The following is a 16,263-nucleotide window of genomic DNA, read 5'->3' on the forward strand; positions in this document are numbered from 1 at the left end:
CGGCACGCGCCTTGCCTGGGGATGCCCCCATGCATGCGGTGCTGATGGTGGTGGTGGCGACCCGCCTCGTGGTGGCGGGAGGGGCGGGAATGGAGGCGGAGGCGGCGGGGCGCCGTCCGCCGCCGGGGCGCACCTGGCGGGAGGCGGGAAAGAGTTTCGCCACCCTGAGAAAAGAAGTCGCCACGCTCCGGCAGGACTACGCACGCTCGCGCGAGGCGCAGGCCCGTGAGGCGCAGGCCGCCCGACGCTGAGGCTCCCGGCCCGGAGGACGCCGGGGACGCCGAGCCCTGGGACCCCGAGGCCCCCGTGGCGCTGCCGCTGGACGGCGAGCTGGACCTGCACCTCTTCGCCCCGCGCGACGCTCCACTCGTGGTGGAGGAGTACCTCGCCGCGTGCCGCGAGAAGGGCGTGCTGCAGGTGCGCATCGCGCACGGCAAGGGCACGGGCGCGCTGCGCCGCCGCGTGCACGGCCTGCTCTCGCGCCTCCCCGAGGTGCTTCGCTTCGAGTCCGCGCAGGAGCAGGACGGCGGCTGGGGCGCGACCTGGGTGTACCTGCGCGCGCCCGGGGCTCAGGAGAGCCAGAAGTAGGCGGAGGCGATGAGCGAGCGCTTCTCCACGACCTTGGCCTTCTGGGTGAGGTCCGCGATGGCGCGGTCCTTCGCGAGGTAGCGCTTCTCCTCCTCGTTGCGCAAGCTCGCGAGCTTGCGGCGGTACTCGCGCTCGAGCCGCTCGGCGTTCGCGCGTGCCTTCACGCGCTCCGAGGGCTCGTCCACGCCCGCCACCTGCTTGCGCGCCTCCATCCACTGCGCGCGCGCCGACTCCATGCCCTGGCGCGACTCGAGGAGGCAGTCCTCGGCGTAGCGGTCCGCGCGCTCCTTGGCGAGGTCCAGCTCGAGCGCGTTCTTGCGCTCGGCGGCGCGCACCAGCTCGTCCTTCGCGGCGAGCAGCGCCTGTTCCTGCACGAGCGAGACGCTCACCGCGTCCGGCTGGCGGCGCTTCTCCTCCTTCGCCGCGAGGCGCACGAAGTGCTCGCCGTCCGCCACCGGCAGCGCGCGGAAGGTGCCGTCCCGGTCCTTCACCAGCACCAGGTGCACGAGCCTCTCCTCGGGCTTGAGGCCGCTCAGCTCGAACTTGTAGACGAACCACCAGCCCTCGCTGCCGGCGAGGCGCGCGAGGCGGCTCGGCAGCCCCGCCGCGTCCAGCTGCAGGTAGCTGACGGCGTCGTTGGTGCGCTCGCGCACGGAGTAGGCGGCCTTGGCCACCTGCAGCCGCCCGCTGGCCACGTTGTTGCCCAGCACCGAGCCGGTGAGGGCGCGCGTGGCCTGGCGGCGCTTGGCGATGGTCTCCTTCGTCTGCTCGCCCGCGACGCGCAGGCGCTTGCGAACGTCGCCGTCGAAGCGCTCGAGCAGGGTGCTGCGCGCCTCGGTCATGCGCGCGCTGATGCGGCTCTCCATGTCCGCGCGCAGGGCGTCGAAGGCGGCGTTGATGTCCTCGACCTTGCGGAAGCCCTGGTAGATCTCGAGCACGCGCCGCTCGAAGTCCACGCCGCTCTCCAGCGCGCCGAGGATCTCGTCCGAGGCGCCGAACACGCCGTCGAAGAGGTTGAGCTTCTTCTCCAGCAGCTCGTAGAGGCGCGCGTCCGCCGCGTTGGAGCGGTTGAGGAAGTTGAGCACCAGCACGTCGCGCTGCTGGCCGTAGCGGTGGCAGCGGCCGATGCGCTGCTCCACGCGCTGCGGGTTCCAGGGCAGGTCGTAGTTGACCAGGATGTTGCAGAACTGGAGGTTGATGCCCTCGGCGCCGGCTTCCGTGGAGATGAGCAGCTGGGTGCGGTCGCGGAACTCCTCCACCAGCGCGCGGCGCTCCTCGGGCGTGCCGGCGTCACCGGAGAGCAGGGAGATCTTCCCGCGGAAGCCGTGGTCGCTGAGCAGGTTGTAGAGGTACTCCTGCGTGCGGCGGCTCTCGGTGAAGATGATCGCCTTCTCGGGCCACTGGTGCGCGCGGGCGACGGTGAAGGTGCGGTCCAGGGCGCGCTTGAGCGCCTCGCCCTTGGCGTTCACCTTGATGGAGTCCGCGAGGTCCGCGTACTGGCGCAGCTCCCACAGCTCGTTCTGCAGCGTGCGCACGCTCACCGGGCGGGAAGGGTCGTCGCTCCACTCCTCGCCCTCCTCGGCGAACTGCTTCGCCTCCTCGGGCTCGAAGAGCGCCAGGGCCTGCGCGCCGAGCTGCGCCGCGTGCAGGCGCTTCTCCAGGTTGTCCGAGAGCCTGCGCAGGGTGGGGGCGATGGCGTAGGTGCTGGAGGCGAGCAGCTTGCGGTAGACGAGCGTGAGCAGGGTCTTCTTGCCCGGCTCGATGGCGGCCGCCTCCGAGCGGCGCAGGTACTCGCTCACCTTGTCGTAGAGGTCCTGCTCCTCGGGGGAGGGGGTGAAGTCCTCCACGATGCTGCGGCGGTTCGTGTAGCGCACGAACTCGCGCACCTGGCGGCGCAGGGTGCGCTGCACCACGGGGGCGAGCCGCTCCTTGAGCTCCTGGCCCGCGTCCTCGCGCAGGCCGCCCGCGTCCGGGTCCACCTGGTAGCGGCTGCGGAAGGCGTGCTCGGGGCCGAGGATCTGCTCGTCCAGCAGCGAGATGAGCCCGAAGAGCTCGAGCAGGTCGTTCTGCAGCGGCGTCGCGGTGAGCAGCAGCTTGGGGCGGCCCGCGAGCGAGCTGCGCAGCGCCTTGCCCGTCTTGTTGCTCGCCTTGTACGCGTTGCGCAGGCGGTGGGCCTCGTCGATGACCACGAGATCCCACGGAATCTGCGCGGTGAGGTCCGCCTTGTTCGCGGCGAAGGGGTGCGAGCAGATGACGGGGAAGGGCTGGTCGAAGCAGTTGCCGGTGGCGCGCACGGTGCGCCCGTCCACCAGCACGCTCTCCAGGTCGAACTTCTCGCGCAGCTCCGTCTGCCACTGCGCACGCAGGGTGGCGGGCGCGAGGATGAGGATGCGGTTCTTCCCCTCGGCGACGAGCTGGGCGATGACGATGCCCGCCTCGATGGTCTTCCCCAGCCCCACCTCGTCCGCGAGCATGCAGCCGCCGCGGCTCAGCGAGTCCATGGCGAAGGTGGCCGCCTCCACCTGGTGCGGGTTCAGGTCCACGCGCGCGTCCGAGAGCGCGCTGGCGAGCCGCTTCTGCGTGTCACCGCTCTTCGCGGTGAGCTCCTCGGCGAGCAGCCGCTCGTGGAACCGGGTGAGCCCCGTCACACCCGCTGCTGACTCCACCCTTGCGAGCTCCGCCAAGACCCGACCTCCGAGGTTGCTCAGACCTGCGCCCCTCCCCACGCCGCGGGGGGCCGCGCCACCGAAGCGCCGCATTGTGGGGAGCGGGTCCGGTCTGTAAAGGGGGTCTTCTCCAGGGCCGGTAAATCGGCTCCGCAGCGATCGGCGTCATTGAGGCCGGGCGGCGCGAAAGGGCCCTTTTTCGAGGGCCAAGACGCGCCAAAGATCAAGCCTTGACTGCGCTGAATTTTTTCTGCGCGCCGTGCCCCGCGTCCTACGGGGCGGGGTCGCGCAGCGCGAGCAGCGCTCCGCCGAGCGCGCCCAGCGCCCCGAGCAGGGCGAGGAAGAGCCCGAAGGAGGGGGTGGAGCGCACGATGGCGTAGCTGCCCGAGGCGGACGGCAGGCTCGTGCTGTCGGAGGCGAGGCGCAGGCAGACGACGCACCAGAAGACGCAGAAGGCCGAGGTCCCCAGCTGCAAGAGCCACGCGCCGTGGGCGCCCAGGCGCGGGTGGGCGGCGCGCACGCGCGCGTAGAGCGCCCCGAGCGCGAGCAGCGCGCCCGCGAAGGCGAGCGCGCCCAGGCTCATCAGCCCGAGGATGTCCCCGTCCTCCGCCGTCTCGCGCCAGGGCATGAAGCAGGAGAAGAGCAGCAGCCCCAGCCCACCGAGCGCGAGGCGGTCGGAGCGGGTGCGCTCGAGCACGAAGGCGCGCGCCTGGGCGAAGAGCTCGGCGGGATCCGTGATGGTGGGGGCACCTGGCAGCGCGGCGGCGGCCGTGGCGCTCGCTCGCGGGCCTGCGGCCGGCAGGGGCTCGGGCGCGGCGGCGGCGCCCGAGATGAACGAGCCGTCGATGATGAAGTCACAGTGGGGGCAGATGGCGGCGTCCTTCGCCACCTGCGCGCTGCAGCCTGGGCAGTTCATGCCGCGGAATCCTTCCGGGGCAGGTGCCGCCAAGTCAAACCCCGCGGCGCCGCGGCGTGGATCTCCCCGGAGAATTCGCCTAAGCGATCGCCCCATGGGCACGACGCAAGGAGCCGGTTTCCGCTGTTGCGCAGGAATGCTGCTGACGCTGTGGCTCGGCTGCTCGCACGGGCCGCCGTCCGCACCGCCCCCGCAGGCCGCCGCGGCGCGCCCGCCGGATGCCGCGCGCATTCAAGATTGGGAGGACCGGCGCGCGCTAGGCGAGCTGCAGGTGCTCACCCTCAGCGCGCAGGACCCGGCGCTGCGGGCCCGGGCGCTGCGCGCACTCGGCCGCATCCAGGACCCGGCAGGGCTGGACGCCGTGCTCGCGGGGCTCGCGGACCCGGTTCCGCACGTGCGCGACGAGGCCGCCTTCGCCGCGGGCGAGCTCGCGCTCTCCTGGGAGCCGCTCGCGGAGGACGTGAAGGCGCGCCTCACCCAGACGCTGGTGGGCGCCGAGCCGCGCGAGCAGGACGCGGCGGTGCGCCTCACGCTGCTCGAGTCGCTCGGAAAGCTCGCGACGCCGGACGCCCTCACGCTGCTCCTCCAGGAGGCGCACGGCGCGCCCGAGAGCCCGCGCACGGCGCGCGCCGCGCTCTCGCTGGCGGTGGCGGCGCGCAGGGGCGCGGCGCTCCCGTCCGAGGCGGTGTCCGCGGCCCAGGCGCTGCTCGCGCCCGCGCTGCCGCTGGCCTCGCGCTACGCGGGCGCCTACCTCCTCTCGCAGACGAAGCGCCCCGAGGCCGCGCCCGCGCTGCTCGGCTGCCTCGCGGATGCGGAGCCCGACGTGCGCGCCCTGTGCGCGAAGGGGCTCGCGGACGGCGGGCAGCCCTCGGACGTGGCGCAGCTCTCGCCGCTGCTCGCAGACCCCGTGGCGCGCGTGGCGGCCGAGGCGGCGCGCACGCTGGCCAAGCGCGCCGCGGCGTGCAGCGGCCCCTGCCGCGCACTCGAGGCCCTGGAGACCCTGGCGCAGCGCGCGCCGGCGGTCGCGGCGGGGGAGGGGAGCGCGGGCCATCCACTGCTCGCGCTCGCGCAGGCGGGGCTCCCCGCGCAGGGGCGCCCGGTGCTCGCGAAGCTGCGCGCGGCGCTGAAGGCCGAGCTGCCCCGCGCCGCGGGGACGGGGGCGCAGGATCTGGGCAACCTGGACTGCCGGCTCGCGGGCGCGATGGACCGGCAGGGCGGCAAGCTGGACCAGGTGCGCGACTGCGGCTTCGGCCAGGTGCCCGGTGCGCGGCGGCTCACCCTGGGCCTGCGCGAGGTGGCGCAGGCGCAGGCGCCGGACGTCGCGGCGGTGCCCGAGGCGCTCTCGCACCCGGACGCGCGGGTGCGGCTCGCCGCGCTGGAGCTCGCGGCGGCGAGCCCGCAGCCCGAGTGGCTCCCGCGGCTGCGCGAGCTGATCGCGAGCCCGGATGTCATCGAGGCGGCCGCGGCAGCCGGAGTGGCCGCGAAGCTCAAGGACCCCGCCTCGTTGCCCCTCGTGCGCGCGCTCGCCGCGCGCGTGCCGAAGGTGCCGGACGTGGCGGAGCCGGTGGGCACGGCGCTGGTGGCCTTCATGGGGCGCGCGGCGGAAGGGGACCTGCGCCCCTGGCTGCAGTCGCCGGACGCGAACGTGCGCCACGTGGCGGCGCGCCTGCTCACGGAGGCCACGGGGGTGAACGTCCCGGCCGGGCAGGTGGTGCGCCCCGAGGGAGCGCCCCGGCCCGAGCCCGCCCCCGCGGGCGCGCAGCTGCGGTTCCGCACGGCGAAGGGGACCTTCCGGGTGGCGCTGGACACGGCCGAGGCGCCGCTCACCTCGGGCAACCTCTGGGCGCTCGCCCAGAAGGGCTACTTCAAGGGCGTCACCTTCCACCGCGTGGTGCCGGACTTCGTGGCGCAGGGCGGAGACCCGCGCGGCGACGGCGAGGGGGGCCCGGGCTACAGCATCCGCTGCGAGATGACCCGCCGCCCGTACACGCGCGGCACGCTGGGCATGGCGCTCTCCGGCAAGGACACCGGCGGCAGCCAGTTCTTCGTCACCCACGCGCCCCAGCCCCACCTGGACGGCCGCTACACGGCCTTCGGACAGGTGGTGGAGGGCATGGACGTGGTGGACGAGCTCCTCGAGGGCGACGAGATCCTCGAGGTGACTGCCGGCTAGGAGCCGGTGGCGCGGATGGGGGCCTCGGGCAGCGGGAAGCTGCCCGCCTTGCCCCAGCGCGCGCTCTCGGCGGCCTCCATCTGCTCGACCTGGGTGCGGATCTTCTCCCACTCGCTGTCGGGCACCGCGAGGAAGGCCTGGCTGAGCACCGGGTCGAACTGGGTGCCGGCGCAGCGCTGGATCTCCGCGCGCGCCACGGTCATGGGCCGGCCCTTGCGGTAGGGCCGGTCGCTGGTGATGGCGTCCACCGTGTCCGCGATGCAGAAGATGCGCGCGCCGATCACGATGTCGTGGCCGGTGAGCCCCTGCGGGTAGCCCTTGCCGTCCCAGCGCTCCTGGTGCTGCAGGACGATGAGGCTGGCCTCGTGCAGGTAGGGCATCTTGGCGAGCATCCGGTAGCCGAACTCCGGGTGCTTCTTCATCTCCACCCACTCCTCGGGGGTGAGCGGGCCCGGCTTGAGCAGGATGGAGTCCTTCACGCCGATCTTGCCGATGTCGTGCAGCAGCGCGCCCTGCTCGACCACGTCCAGGTCGTGCCCGGTGAGGCCCACCTCCTGGGCGAGCCGGCGGCTGAACAGCGAGACGCGGCGGCTGTGCCACTGGGTCTCGGTGTCGCGGTAGTCCAGCGCGCTGATCATCCCGTCCAGCAGGCCGTTGGTGCGCTCCACCACCCGCTGCTCGAGGTGCGAGTTGATGGTGGTGAGCGCCTCGTTCTTCTCCGCCACCTCGCGGGTGAGCCGCTCGTTCTGCTCCACGAGCCAGTAGTGCTCCACCGCCTGGCGCACGCAGCTGATGAGCTCGCCGAGCGTCCAGGGCTTGCCCAGCAGGCGGAACACCTCGCCGCGGTTCACCGCGTCCGAGGCGATGCGGAAGTCCGCCGCGGCGGTGAGCATGAGGCGCACGGCGCGCGGGTTCTTCTCGCGCAGCGCCGCGAGCAGCTCGATGCCGTTCATCCCCGGCATCATGAAGTCGGTGAGCACCACGTGGATCCCCTGCTCCTGCGCGGCCGCGAGCGGGTCGTTGTGCGTCACGACCTCGTAGCCTTCGGACTGGAGGATGCGCGAGAGCGCGGTGAGGATCAGCGCGTCGTCGTCCACCACGAGGATGCGGGTCGTCAAAACTTTTACTCCGGAAGCGAGGCTGTCCGGCTTTATACACGCCGGGGCGGGCGCGGCACAGCAGGGGGGGAGGCGGGCGGCGGGTGGGACACTGCGGGGCTTTTTTCCCCGAACTTTGCCCCGCGGCGCGGGAAGCCTGCGGTTACGGGAGGTTGCACCGTGGACTTTCGCAGTGACGCTTGCCTGCCTGCACCCACTGGATTATGGTCCGCGACCACGCCGGTTTGACTCGCAAATCGTTGATTTTTGGAGACTTCTCGGATGGCTAAAGCCCCTGAAGGGCCGGTCCCGGTGCTGGTGATGGGGCTGGGCTCCATCGGGCAGTCGCTGGTGCGCTCGGCCCTCGCCTCTCCCGAGGTCGAGCTGGTGGGGGTGGTGGACTCCCACCCGAAGCTCGTGGGGCGCCCGCTCTCCGAGGTGCTGGGCACCCCTGCGCCGAAGCTCACCGTGGAGCCGGACCTGGCGAAGGCCCTGGGCAAGGGCAAGTACGAAGGCGCGGTGCTCCTGCACGCGACCGGCAGCCGGCTCGAGCAGGTGATGCCCGAGCTGCTCGCGGCGCTGAAGCTGGGGCTGTGCGTGGCCTCCACCTGCGAGGAGCTCGCGTTCCCGCACCTCAAGTACCCGGAGCTCGCGGAGAAGCTGGACCGCGCGGCGCAGAAGGCGAACGTGGCGGTGCTGGGGGCCGGGGTGAACCCGGGCTTCGTGCTGGACCGGCTGCCGGCCACGCTGGGGCAGGTGTGCGGGCCCGTGCGCCACGCCACGGTGACGCGCGTGGTGGACGCGCGCACGCGCCGCGAGGCGCTGCAGCGCAAGGTGGGGGCGGGCCTGAGCGAGGAGGAGTTCTTCGCGCGGGTGGACCGCGACGAGCTGGGGCACGTGGGGCTGGTGGAGAGCGCGGCCCTGTGCGCGCTCGGGCTCGGCATGGACTGCGACGACTTCGAGGAGGAGATCGTCCCGGTGTTCGCCGAGGAGGACATCGCGGGCGGCGCCTTCCCGGTGAAGAAGGGCCAGGTGGCCGGCATCTTCCAGTCCGCGGTGGGGCTGGAGGAGGGCCAGGAGCGGGTGCGCCTGGAGCTGACCATCGCGGTGGGCGCGGATGCGCCCGGAGACCGCATCGAGCTGGACGCTGATCCGAAGCTGACGCTGGAGATTGCGGGTGGAGTTCCCGGGGACGCGGCCACGGCCAGCCTCCTGGTGAACGCCGCCCCGCGCCTGACGGCCGCAGAGCCGGGGCTGCTCACCGTGCTGGAGCTGCCCGCGGGCCGCTAGCCTCACCTGCGCGCCCGACACTGCAAGACCGCCGACCGTTGAGAGGAGACACCATGCTGGACAAGAACGCGATCGGCCGGGCCAGCCCGCCGACGCTCAACGAGGTCGAGAAGGGGGCCATCCGGCGCTTCGCCGAGGCGCTCGGGGACTACAACCCGGTGTACTACGACGAGGAGTACGCCCGGGCCTCCGGCTACCCCACCATCGTGGCGCCGCCCACCTTCCCCGCGAGCTTCCACTCGGCCGCGGACCTGCGCGAGCTGCTCGGGGTGGGCATCAAGAGCCTGCTGCACGCCGAGCAGGCCTTCGAGTACGAGCGGCCCATCTTCGCGGGAGACCGCATCTTCGTGTCCACCCGCGTGGCGGACGTGCTCGAGCGCACGGGCCCTGCCGGGAAGATGGACGTCGCCATCATCGAGGACGAGGGCCGTGACGAGGAGGGCAACCTCGTGTTCCGCGCCCGCCGCACGCTCGTCGTCCGCGCCGCCAAGGAGAACGCCTGATGCCCGCGCGCAAGCTGTACTTCGAGGCCGTCCGCGTCGGTGACGAGCTGCCCGCGCTCGCCAAGAGCCCCATCGACCGCGTGCAGCTCAGCCGCTACGCCGGCGCGAGCGGGGACTACAACCCCGTGCACGTGGACGAGCTCTACGCGAAGAGCGTGGGCATGCCGTCCGTGTACGCGCCCGGCATGCTGATCATGGGCATGCTCGGCCAGCTGGTGAGCGACTGGGGACGCGGCGGCCAGCTGCGCCGCTACAACGTGCGCTTCATCAAGATGGTGTGGCCGGCGGACACGGTGGTCTGCAAGGGCCGCGTGACGGACCGCCACGGCCAGGGCGGGCGCTACTTCGCGGAGATCGACCTCTGGGCCGAGAACCAGCGCGGCGAGCTGGTGATGAAGGGCGCGGCGCAGCTGCAGCTCTTCTACTCGCTCGAGGACGAGAACCGGCAGCGCTCGGGCCAGGCGCCGCTGGTCGTGGACGTGCCGCGCGAGAGCCTGCGCGTGCCGGCCGCGGGCGGCGAGGGGGCCGCGGCCGCCCCCGAGACCCGGGGCGAGGAGACGGGGGCGAAGAAGGCCCCGGCCTCCGCGGCCGCGAAGAAGAGCAGCCCCCCGCGCGAGAAGCCCGCGGCGGCGCCCGCCGCGCCCGCGGCGAAGAAGCCCAAGAAGTAGCCGCAGGGCCCCGGGGCCACCGGGCCGTGCCTCTTCCGGGGCGCGTCCGGTGGCCCTGTCCTTCGCGACGCCCGCTCCCGCCCGGTGGCGGACGCTTGCGGGCTGCCTTCTGACGCCTCCTCAACGCGAGGCGTCAATCGAAGGTTGACTCCAGAATCAGCGGACGTAAGACTTGCAGTGTTCGATCACGGGCCGCGGACCCCGGAGGGCGGGGCAGCGAGCCTGGGCGATCAGGAGCCCTGCATGTCCACCGGCGTGAACCATTACAAGAGCGACCTCCGCGAGCTGTCCTTCGTCCTGCTGGAGCAGTTCGGCTTCGGCCAGGTGGCCGGCAGCGCTCCCTACGAGGCCTGGGGGCCGGACGAGGCGAAGGCGGTGCTGCAGGAGACCTACCGCTTCGCGCGCGAGGTGCTCGGGCCCCTCAACTCCTCCGGTGACCGCGAGGGCTGCCGGGTGGAGGCGGGCGCGGTGAAGACGCCCAAGGGCTTCAAGGAGGCCTGGAAGGGCATCTACGAGGGCGGCTTCAAGACGCTCGCCATCGACCCGGGCCACGGCGGCCAGGGCGCGCCCCTGATGCTGCAGGTGCTGGTGGAGGAGCTGCTCTCGGGCGCCAACGTGGCGTTCAACATGTACCCGGGCCTCTCCTACGGCGCCGCCGAGGTCATCGCCGAGTTCGGCACCCCCGAGCAGCAGAAGCTCTACGTGGAGCGCATGCTGAATGGCACCTGGGGCGGCACCATGTGCCTCACCGAGCCGCAGGCGGGCAGCGACGTGGGCGCCGCGAAGACGACCGCGAAGAAGAACGCGGACGGCACCTACAGCATCCGCGGCACCAAGATCTTCATCTCCGGCGGTGACCACGACCTCGCCGAGAACATCATCCACCTGGTGCTCGCGCGCATCGAGGGGGCGGCCCCCGGCACCAAGGGCCTCTCGCTCTTCATCGTCCCCAAGCTGCGCCTGGGCGCGAACGCGGAGACCCTGGGCTCCAACGACGTCGCCCTGGGCGGCATCGAGCACAAGATGGGCATCAACGGGTCTGCGACCTGCGTGCTCAACTTCGGCGAGAACGACGCCTGCGTGGGCGAGCTGGTGGGCACCGTCGAGAACGTCGGCATGAGCCAGATGTTCAAGATGATGAACGGCGCGCGCATCGCGGTGGGCATCCAGGGGCTCAGCCTCGCGGCGGCCGCCTACTACAACGCGCTCGAGTACGCGAAGGACCGCAAGCAGGGGGGCCACTTCACCAAGTGGAAGGACCCGACCGCGCCGCGCGTCGCCATCATCGAGCACCCGGACGTGCGCCGCATGCTGCTCGAGCTCAAGGCCCACACCGAGGGCATCCGCGCGCTGGTGGTGAAGCTCGCCATGCACACGGACAAGGCGAAGCAGCTGGCGGGCAAGGACGACGAGCAGGCGGCGTACCACCGCGGCCAGGTGGAGGTGCTCACCCCGCTGGTGAAGAGCTACGCCTCCGACCAGGCCTTCCGCCTCAGCGCCCAGGCCATCCAGGTGTACGGCGGCGCGGGCTTCATCCAGGACTACCCGGTGGAGCAGTACTGCCGCGACTCGAAGATCTTCTCCATCTACGAGGGCACCAACCACATCCAGGCCATGGACCTGGTGGGCCGCAAGATGGGCCAGGCCGGCGGCATGCACTTCCAGCAGTTCATGGGGGACGTGCAGACCTTCATCGAGGCGAACCGCGAGCACAAGACCTTCGGCGCCGAGGTGAAGCTGCTCGCCGCGGCCCAGGAGGGCCTGCTCTCCAGCGCGATGGCGCTGCTGGGCTGGAGCCAGGACCCGGAGAAGACGCCGCTCATCCCGCTGCAGGCGAACCGCTTCCTCAACATGATGTCCGAGGTCGCCGTGGGCTGGCTGCTGCTCGAGGCGGGCGTGCTCGCGGAGAAGAGCGCCGCGGGGCTGAGCGCGGACCACCCGGACCGCGCCTTCTACGAGGGCAAGCGCTACAGCGCCGTCTGGTACGCGCGCAACGTGCTGCCCAACGTGGAGCACGGCGCGAAGATGATGGCGCTCGAGGACAGCACCCCGCTGCAGATCGCGGACGCGATGTTCCAGAGCGCCTAGGCCGCGCCGCTCAGAGCCTGAAACGCCACGAGGCCGTCCGGGAGCACTCCCGGGCGGCCTCGCTGCTTTCACGAGACACCGGAAGGGCCGCTTCAGTGCCCCGGGTCGCGCACGCCGATGGCCAGCTGCGCGAGCCCCGCGGCCTTCGCGGACTCCATCACCTCCACCACCTTGCCGTGCGGGACGCCCTCGTCCGCCTGCACGATGACCATGGTCTGCGGGTTCTGCGCCTGCGCCTTGGCGAAGGCCGCCTTGAGCTCGTCGGCGCTCACCACGTTGCCGGAGAGCACGAGCCGGCCATCGGAGAGGATGGCCACCGAGAGGTCGCTGGTGCGCGCCTTCACGTCCGTGGCGGCGCCCGAGGGAAGGTTCACCTTGAGGCCGGCCTGCGCGCCGCCGCCGGGGCCCTGCTGCACGATGACGGTGCTGGTCACCATGAAGATGATGAGCAGCACGAGGAAGATGTCCGTGAGCGGGGTGATGTTGATCTCGGCGAAGACGCCGTCTCCGCCCTCGTCCTCACCGGACCCCGGTGCCTTTCCCATCGCCATGGCGCGCGCCTAGCTCCCCACCGCGGGAGGCGGCGGCGGGGGAGGGAGCTCGGCGCCGGGCACGCCCGGGCCCGTGGGGCGCTCGCGCAGCAGCTCCACGAACTCGTCCGCGAGCAGCCGCAGCTCCACCACCACGCGCCCCAGCCGCGCCTGGAAGTAGTTGTAGAAGATCATCGCCTGCACCGCGACGAGGATGCCCACCGCCGTGGCGATGAGCGCCTCGGAGATGCCGGTCATCACCGCCGCCGTGCCGCCGGTGCCTCCGGAGGACACGTCCAGGCCCAGGTCCTTGAACGAGCGCATGATGCCGGCCACCGTGCCGAACAGGCCCACGAAGGGCGTGATGGAGCCGATGGTGGCGAGCAGCCAGAGGTTTCGGCGCAGGCGCAGGCCCACCTGGGTGCGCTCGCGCTCCACCGCGCCCACCACCGCGTCGTCCACGCGGCGGCTGCGCTCGAGGCGCTGGAAGCCCGCGAGGTAGATGTCCGCGGCGACCGCGTCCGAGCGCTCGGCGGCGGTGCGGGCGGCGGTGAGGTCCCCGCGCAGCAGGTGCTTGTGCACCACCTCGCTCAGGGTGCGCGAGCGCTCGCTCACGCCCCACAGGGCGATGAGGCGCTCGACCGCCACGCCGAGCGCGAGCACGGAGGCCAGGAGCAGGAGGGCGAGAGTGACGCCTCCCAGACGAAGGTAGTGGAGCAGATCGGAGAAGCTCATGCAGTAATGGCCAAAGGCCGACTCCTCGGCGGAGACTTACTCCATGAACCGCGTAGCCGCCGCAATGTTCCTGACCCTGTTGTGCACGGGCTGTCCCAAGCGCCTGGACTTCGGCCCCGAGGGGGAGGTGAAGGACCCGGCCGCCCTGCTCGCGCTCGTGCGCCAGGCCGAGGCCAGGGTGGCGACCCTGCAGGGTGAGAGCCGCCTGCGCGTGGAGTCGCCGGACGCCAAGGGCACGGTGACCCTCTACGGCGCCATCGCGCGCCCCGGAATGCTGCACCTGGAGACCCTGGACTTCTTCGGCAAGCCGCTCGCGGTGCTCGTCTCGGACGGGCAGCGCTTCGGGCTCTACCAGGCCCAGGAGAACCGCTACTACCGCGGACCCGCCACGCCGGAGAACCTCTCGCGCTTCCTGCCCGTGGTCATCCCCGGCGACGAGCTGGTCTCGCTCCTGCTCGGCGAGGCGCCGCGCATCGCCGAGCAGCCGGTGTCCCTGCGCGTGGACGCGAAGGCGGGCGGCTACGTGCTCACGCTCGAGGGAGAGGTGCCCTCGCGCAGCGGCGCGCCGACGAAGGTCACCCAGGTGCTCACCGTGCACCCCACCCACTACCGCGTGCTGCACAGCGAGGTGCACGGCATGGACGCGTACGAGCTGGGCTTCGGTGACTTCCTTCAGTCCGGCAAGCTCTCCTTCCCGCGCACCGCGAAGCTGCAGGCCCCGCAGGCGCAGACCACGCTGGAGCTGCGCTACACGGACGTCACGCTCAACGGGCCTCCGGACCTCACCATGTTCGAGCTCGCAGCGCCCGAGGGGGTGCCGGTGGTGGAGGTGGACGGCCAGGGGCGCCCGCTGCCCCAGGCCCCCCTCGCGCCGCCCGGCTCCTGAGCCTCCCCGCCTGGCGGGCAGTCGCGTGCAGGAGGGGAGGGCTCACGCGTTGTGGTAGATCTGCTCCTCCCGCGCCCCGCCCTCGACTCCGCCTCATGTCCACGCCCCGCAGCGCCGCGCCGCTCCTGCCGCAGCCCCGCGAGGGTGGGCCGCTGCTCGCGGTGCGCGGCCTCAAGACCCGGTTCTCGCTCCCGGCGGACGGCGGTGGAACGCGCGACGTGCTCGCGGTGGACGACGTGTCCTTCTCCATCCCGGCGGGCGGCACGCTGGGCGTGGTGGGGGAGAGCGGCTGCGGCAAGAGCGTGACGGCGCTCTCCGTGATGCGGCTCGTGGCGGATCCGCCGGGGCGCATCGTGGGCGGGGAGGTCCTCCTCCAGGGCCAGGACTTGCTGCAGCTCGGTGAGCGCGAGATGCGCAGGCTGCGCGGCAACCGCGTGTCGATGATCTTCCAGGAGCCGATGACCTCGCTCAACCCCATGCACACGGTGGGGGCGCAGATCGCCGAGGGCGTGCGCCTGCACCAGGGGCTCTCGCGTGCGGCGGCCCGGGCGCGCGCCATCGAGATGCTCGAGCAGGTGGGCATCCCTGCGCCCGCGAGCCGCGTGGACGACTACCCGCACCAGCTCTCCGGCGGCATGCGCCAGCGCGTGATGATCGCCATCGCGCTCGCGTGCGATCCGGCGCTGCTCATCGCCGACGAGCCGACCACGGCGCTGGACGTGACCATCCAGGCGCAGATCCTCGACCTGCTCGGGCGCCTGCGCCGCGAGCGCGGCATGGCGGTGATGCTCATCACCCACGACCTGGGCGTGGTGGCCGAGACCTGCGAGCAGGTGCTCGTGATGTACGCGGGCCGCGTGGTGGAGCAGGCGCCCGCGGCCCGGCTCTTCGCGAGCCCGGCGCACCCCTACACGGCCGGGCTGCTGCGCTCCATTCCGTCCTCCAGGTCCTCGAAGACGCGGGGGCGACTGCAGGCCATCCCCGGCATCGTGCCCTCGCTGGGCAACCGCCCTGCAGGGTGCCGCTTCCGCGAGCGCTGCGAGCGCGCGCTCGAGGTGTGCGCCCGCATCGATCCGCCGCTCGCGCCGCAGCGCGACGGGCAGCTCGCCGCCTGCCACAACCCGGTGCCCGCGCCATGAGCGGGCCCCTGGTGCAGGTGAAGGACCTGCGCACCCACTTCCCCGTGCGCGGCGGGGTGCTCGGGCGCGTGCGCGGCACGGTGCGGGCCGTGGACGGGGTGAGCTTCGAGGTGGCGCGCGGCGAGACGCTGGGGCTGGTGGGCGAGAGCGGCTGCGGCAAGAGCACACTGGGCCGCAGCCTGCTGCGGCTCGTCGAGCCCACCTCGGGCTCGGTGCGCTTCGACGGCCAGGAGCTGGTGGGGATGCCTGCGCGCGAGCTGCGCGCGCTGCGCCGGCGCATGCAGCTCGTCTTCCAGGACCCCTACGCGAGCCTCAACCCGCGCCTCACGGTGCGCGAGATCGTCGGCGAGCCCTTCGCCATCCACGGGCTCGCGCGCGGGGCCGAGCGCGAGCGGCAGGTGCTCTCGCTGCTCGCGCTGATGGGCCTGCCGCGCGACGCGATGGACCGCTTCCCGCACGAGTTCAGCGGCGGGCAGCGCCAGCGCATCGGCATCGCGCGCAGCCTCGCGGTGCGCCCGGACCTGGTGGTGGCGGACGAGCCGATCAGCGCGCTGGACGTCTCCATCCAGGCGCAGATCGTGAACCTGCTGGTGGACCTGCAGCGCGAGCTGGGGCTCACCTACGTGTTCATCGCGCACGACCTGAAGATCGTGGAGTACATCTCCACGCGCGTGGCCGTGATGTACCTGGGGAAGATCGTGGAGCTGGCGGGCGCGGAAGACCTCTACCGCCGCCCCCGCCACCCCTACACGCAGGCGCTGCTCTCGGCGGTGCCCGAGGTGGACCCCGCGCTGCGCAAGGAGCGCCTCCTGCTGCAGGGAGACGTGCCCTCGCCGCTCGCGCCGCCGCCGGGCTGCGCCTTCCACCCGCGCTGTCCCTACGCCTTCGAGCGCTGCCGCCGCGAGGTGCCCCCGCTCTACGACGTGGGCGGCGGGCACGTGGCGGCCTGCCACCTCAACGATCCCGCTACCTCGTGAGGCGCAC

Annotated in this window: 15 protein-coding genes; 10 read left to right on the forward strand and 5 right to left on the reverse strand. The window is 72.5% G+C overall.

The features are described from left to right. The first annotated feature begins 29 nt into the window (after positions 1–29). Both FGE12_RS24205 and FGE12_RS24210 read left to right on the forward strand, forming a co-directional pair. Positions 30–251 (forward strand): hypothetical protein, encoded by a 222-nt coding sequence (locus tag FGE12_RS24205; protein ID WP_153868965.1) that lies wholly within the window; start codon positions 30–32, stop codon positions 249–251. After that, entirely contained in the window at positions 226–588 is a 363-nt protein-coding gene (locus tag FGE12_RS24210; protein WP_194798224.1) for a Smr/MutS family protein, read from the forward strand. The genes FGE12_RS24205 and FGE12_RS24210 overlap by 26 nt, the downstream gene beginning before the upstream one ends. Here FGE12_RS24210 and FGE12_RS24215 read toward each other — a convergent pair. Further along, positions 570–3,254, reverse strand: coding sequence for an SNF2-related protein (locus FGE12_RS24215; protein WP_370459130.1), 2,685 nt, complete (start codon positions 3,252–3,254; stop codon positions 570–572). The genes FGE12_RS24210 and FGE12_RS24215 overlap by 19 nt on opposite strands. A 271-nt stretch (positions 3,255–3,525) precedes the next feature. Then, a complete protein-coding gene (locus FGE12_RS24220) occupies positions 3,526–4,170 on the reverse strand; it encodes a hypothetical protein (protein WP_153868967.1) in 645 nt (214 codons plus the stop codon). A gap of 136 nt (positions 4,171–4,306) precedes the next feature. On the opposite strand from FGE12_RS24220, the gene FGE12_RS24225 reads away from it, so the two are divergent. Further along, positions 4,307–6,343 (forward strand): peptidylprolyl isomerase, encoded by a 2,037-nt coding sequence (locus FGE12_RS24225; protein WP_153868968.1) that lies wholly within the window; start codon positions 4,307–4,309, stop codon positions 6,341–6,343. Here FGE12_RS24225 and FGE12_RS24230 read toward each other — a convergent pair. Next, positions 6,340–7,461: an HD domain-containing phosphohydrolase gene (locus tag FGE12_RS24230; protein WP_153868969.1), complete on the reverse strand. Its 1,122-nt coding sequence runs from the start codon at positions 7,459–7,461 to the stop codon at positions 6,340–6,342. The genes FGE12_RS24225 and FGE12_RS24230 overlap by 4 nt on opposite strands. A gap of 261 nt (positions 7,462–7,722) precedes the next feature. Here FGE12_RS24230 and FGE12_RS24235 point away from each other — a divergent pair, with 261 nt between their 5' ends. The 4 genes from FGE12_RS24235 to FGE12_RS24250 all read left to right on the forward strand — a co-directional run bounded on the left by FGE12_RS24235 (position 7,723) and on the right by FGE12_RS24250 (position 11,989). Beyond that, positions 7,723–8,730: a dihydrodipicolinate reductase gene (locus FGE12_RS24235; RefSeq protein WP_153868970.1), complete on the forward strand. Its 1,008-nt coding sequence runs from the start codon at positions 7,723–7,725 to the stop codon at positions 8,728–8,730. Positions 8,731–8,783: 53 nt separating this feature from the next. After that, positions 8,784–9,233 (forward strand): MaoC family dehydratase N-terminal domain-containing protein, encoded by a 450-nt coding sequence (locus FGE12_RS24240; RefSeq protein ID WP_153868971.1) that lies wholly within the window; start codon positions 8,784–8,786, stop codon positions 9,231–9,233. After that, positions 9,233–9,901, forward strand: a complete 669-nt coding sequence (locus tag FGE12_RS24245; RefSeq protein ID WP_153868972.1) for a MaoC family dehydratase — start codon at positions 9,233–9,235, stop codon at positions 9,899–9,901. The genes FGE12_RS24240 and FGE12_RS24245 overlap by 1 nt, the downstream gene beginning before the upstream one ends. Positions 9,902–10,144: 243 nt before the next feature. After that, positions 10,145–11,989: an acyl-CoA dehydrogenase gene (locus FGE12_RS24250; protein WP_153868973.1), complete on the forward strand. Its 1,845-nt coding sequence runs from the start codon at positions 10,145–10,147 to the stop codon at positions 11,987–11,989. Between the two features lie 92 nt (positions 11,990–12,081). Here the strand turns inward: FGE12_RS24250 and FGE12_RS24255 are convergent, their stop codons facing one another. Both FGE12_RS24255 and FGE12_RS24260 read right to left on the reverse strand, forming a co-directional pair. Then, positions 12,082–12,540, reverse strand: a complete 459-nt coding sequence (locus FGE12_RS24255) for a biopolymer transporter ExbD (RefSeq protein ID WP_153868974.1) — start codon at positions 12,538–12,540, stop codon at positions 12,082–12,084. 9 nt (positions 12,541–12,549) lie between these two features. Further along, positions 12,550–13,254, reverse strand: coding sequence for a MotA/TolQ/ExbB proton channel family protein (locus FGE12_RS24260; RefSeq protein WP_153868975.1), 705 nt, complete (start codon positions 13,252–13,254; stop codon positions 12,550–12,552). Positions 13,255–13,297: 43 nt separating this feature from the next. Here FGE12_RS24260 and FGE12_RS24265 point away from each other — a divergent pair, with 43 nt between their 5' ends. The 3 genes from FGE12_RS24265 (at position 13,298) to FGE12_RS24275 (ending at position 16,256) form a co-directional block, all read left to right on the forward strand. Then, positions 13,298–14,140, forward strand: a complete 843-nt coding sequence (locus tag FGE12_RS24265) for a DUF4292 domain-containing protein (RefSeq protein ID WP_153868976.1) — start codon at positions 13,298–13,300, stop codon at positions 14,138–14,140. A 95-nt stretch (positions 14,141–14,235) separates the two neighbouring features. Beyond that, on the forward strand, positions 14,236–15,279 hold the full coding sequence (locus FGE12_RS24270; RefSeq protein WP_153868977.1) for an ABC transporter ATP-binding protein: 1,044 nt from the start codon (positions 14,236–14,238) through the stop codon (positions 15,277–15,279). Then, on the forward strand, positions 15,276–16,256 hold the full coding sequence (locus FGE12_RS24275; protein WP_153868978.1) for an ABC transporter ATP-binding protein: 981 nt from the start codon (positions 15,276–15,278) through the stop codon (positions 16,254–16,256). Before FGE12_RS24270 ends, FGE12_RS24275 begins: the two co-directional genes overlap by 4 nt. The last annotated feature ends 7 nt before the right edge of the window (positions 16,257–16,263 follow it).

It is taken from the genome of Aggregicoccus sp. 17bor-14 (assembly GCF_009659535.1).
Classification (GTDB): domain Bacteria; phylum Myxococcota; class Myxococcia; order Myxococcales; family Myxococcaceae; genus Aggregicoccus.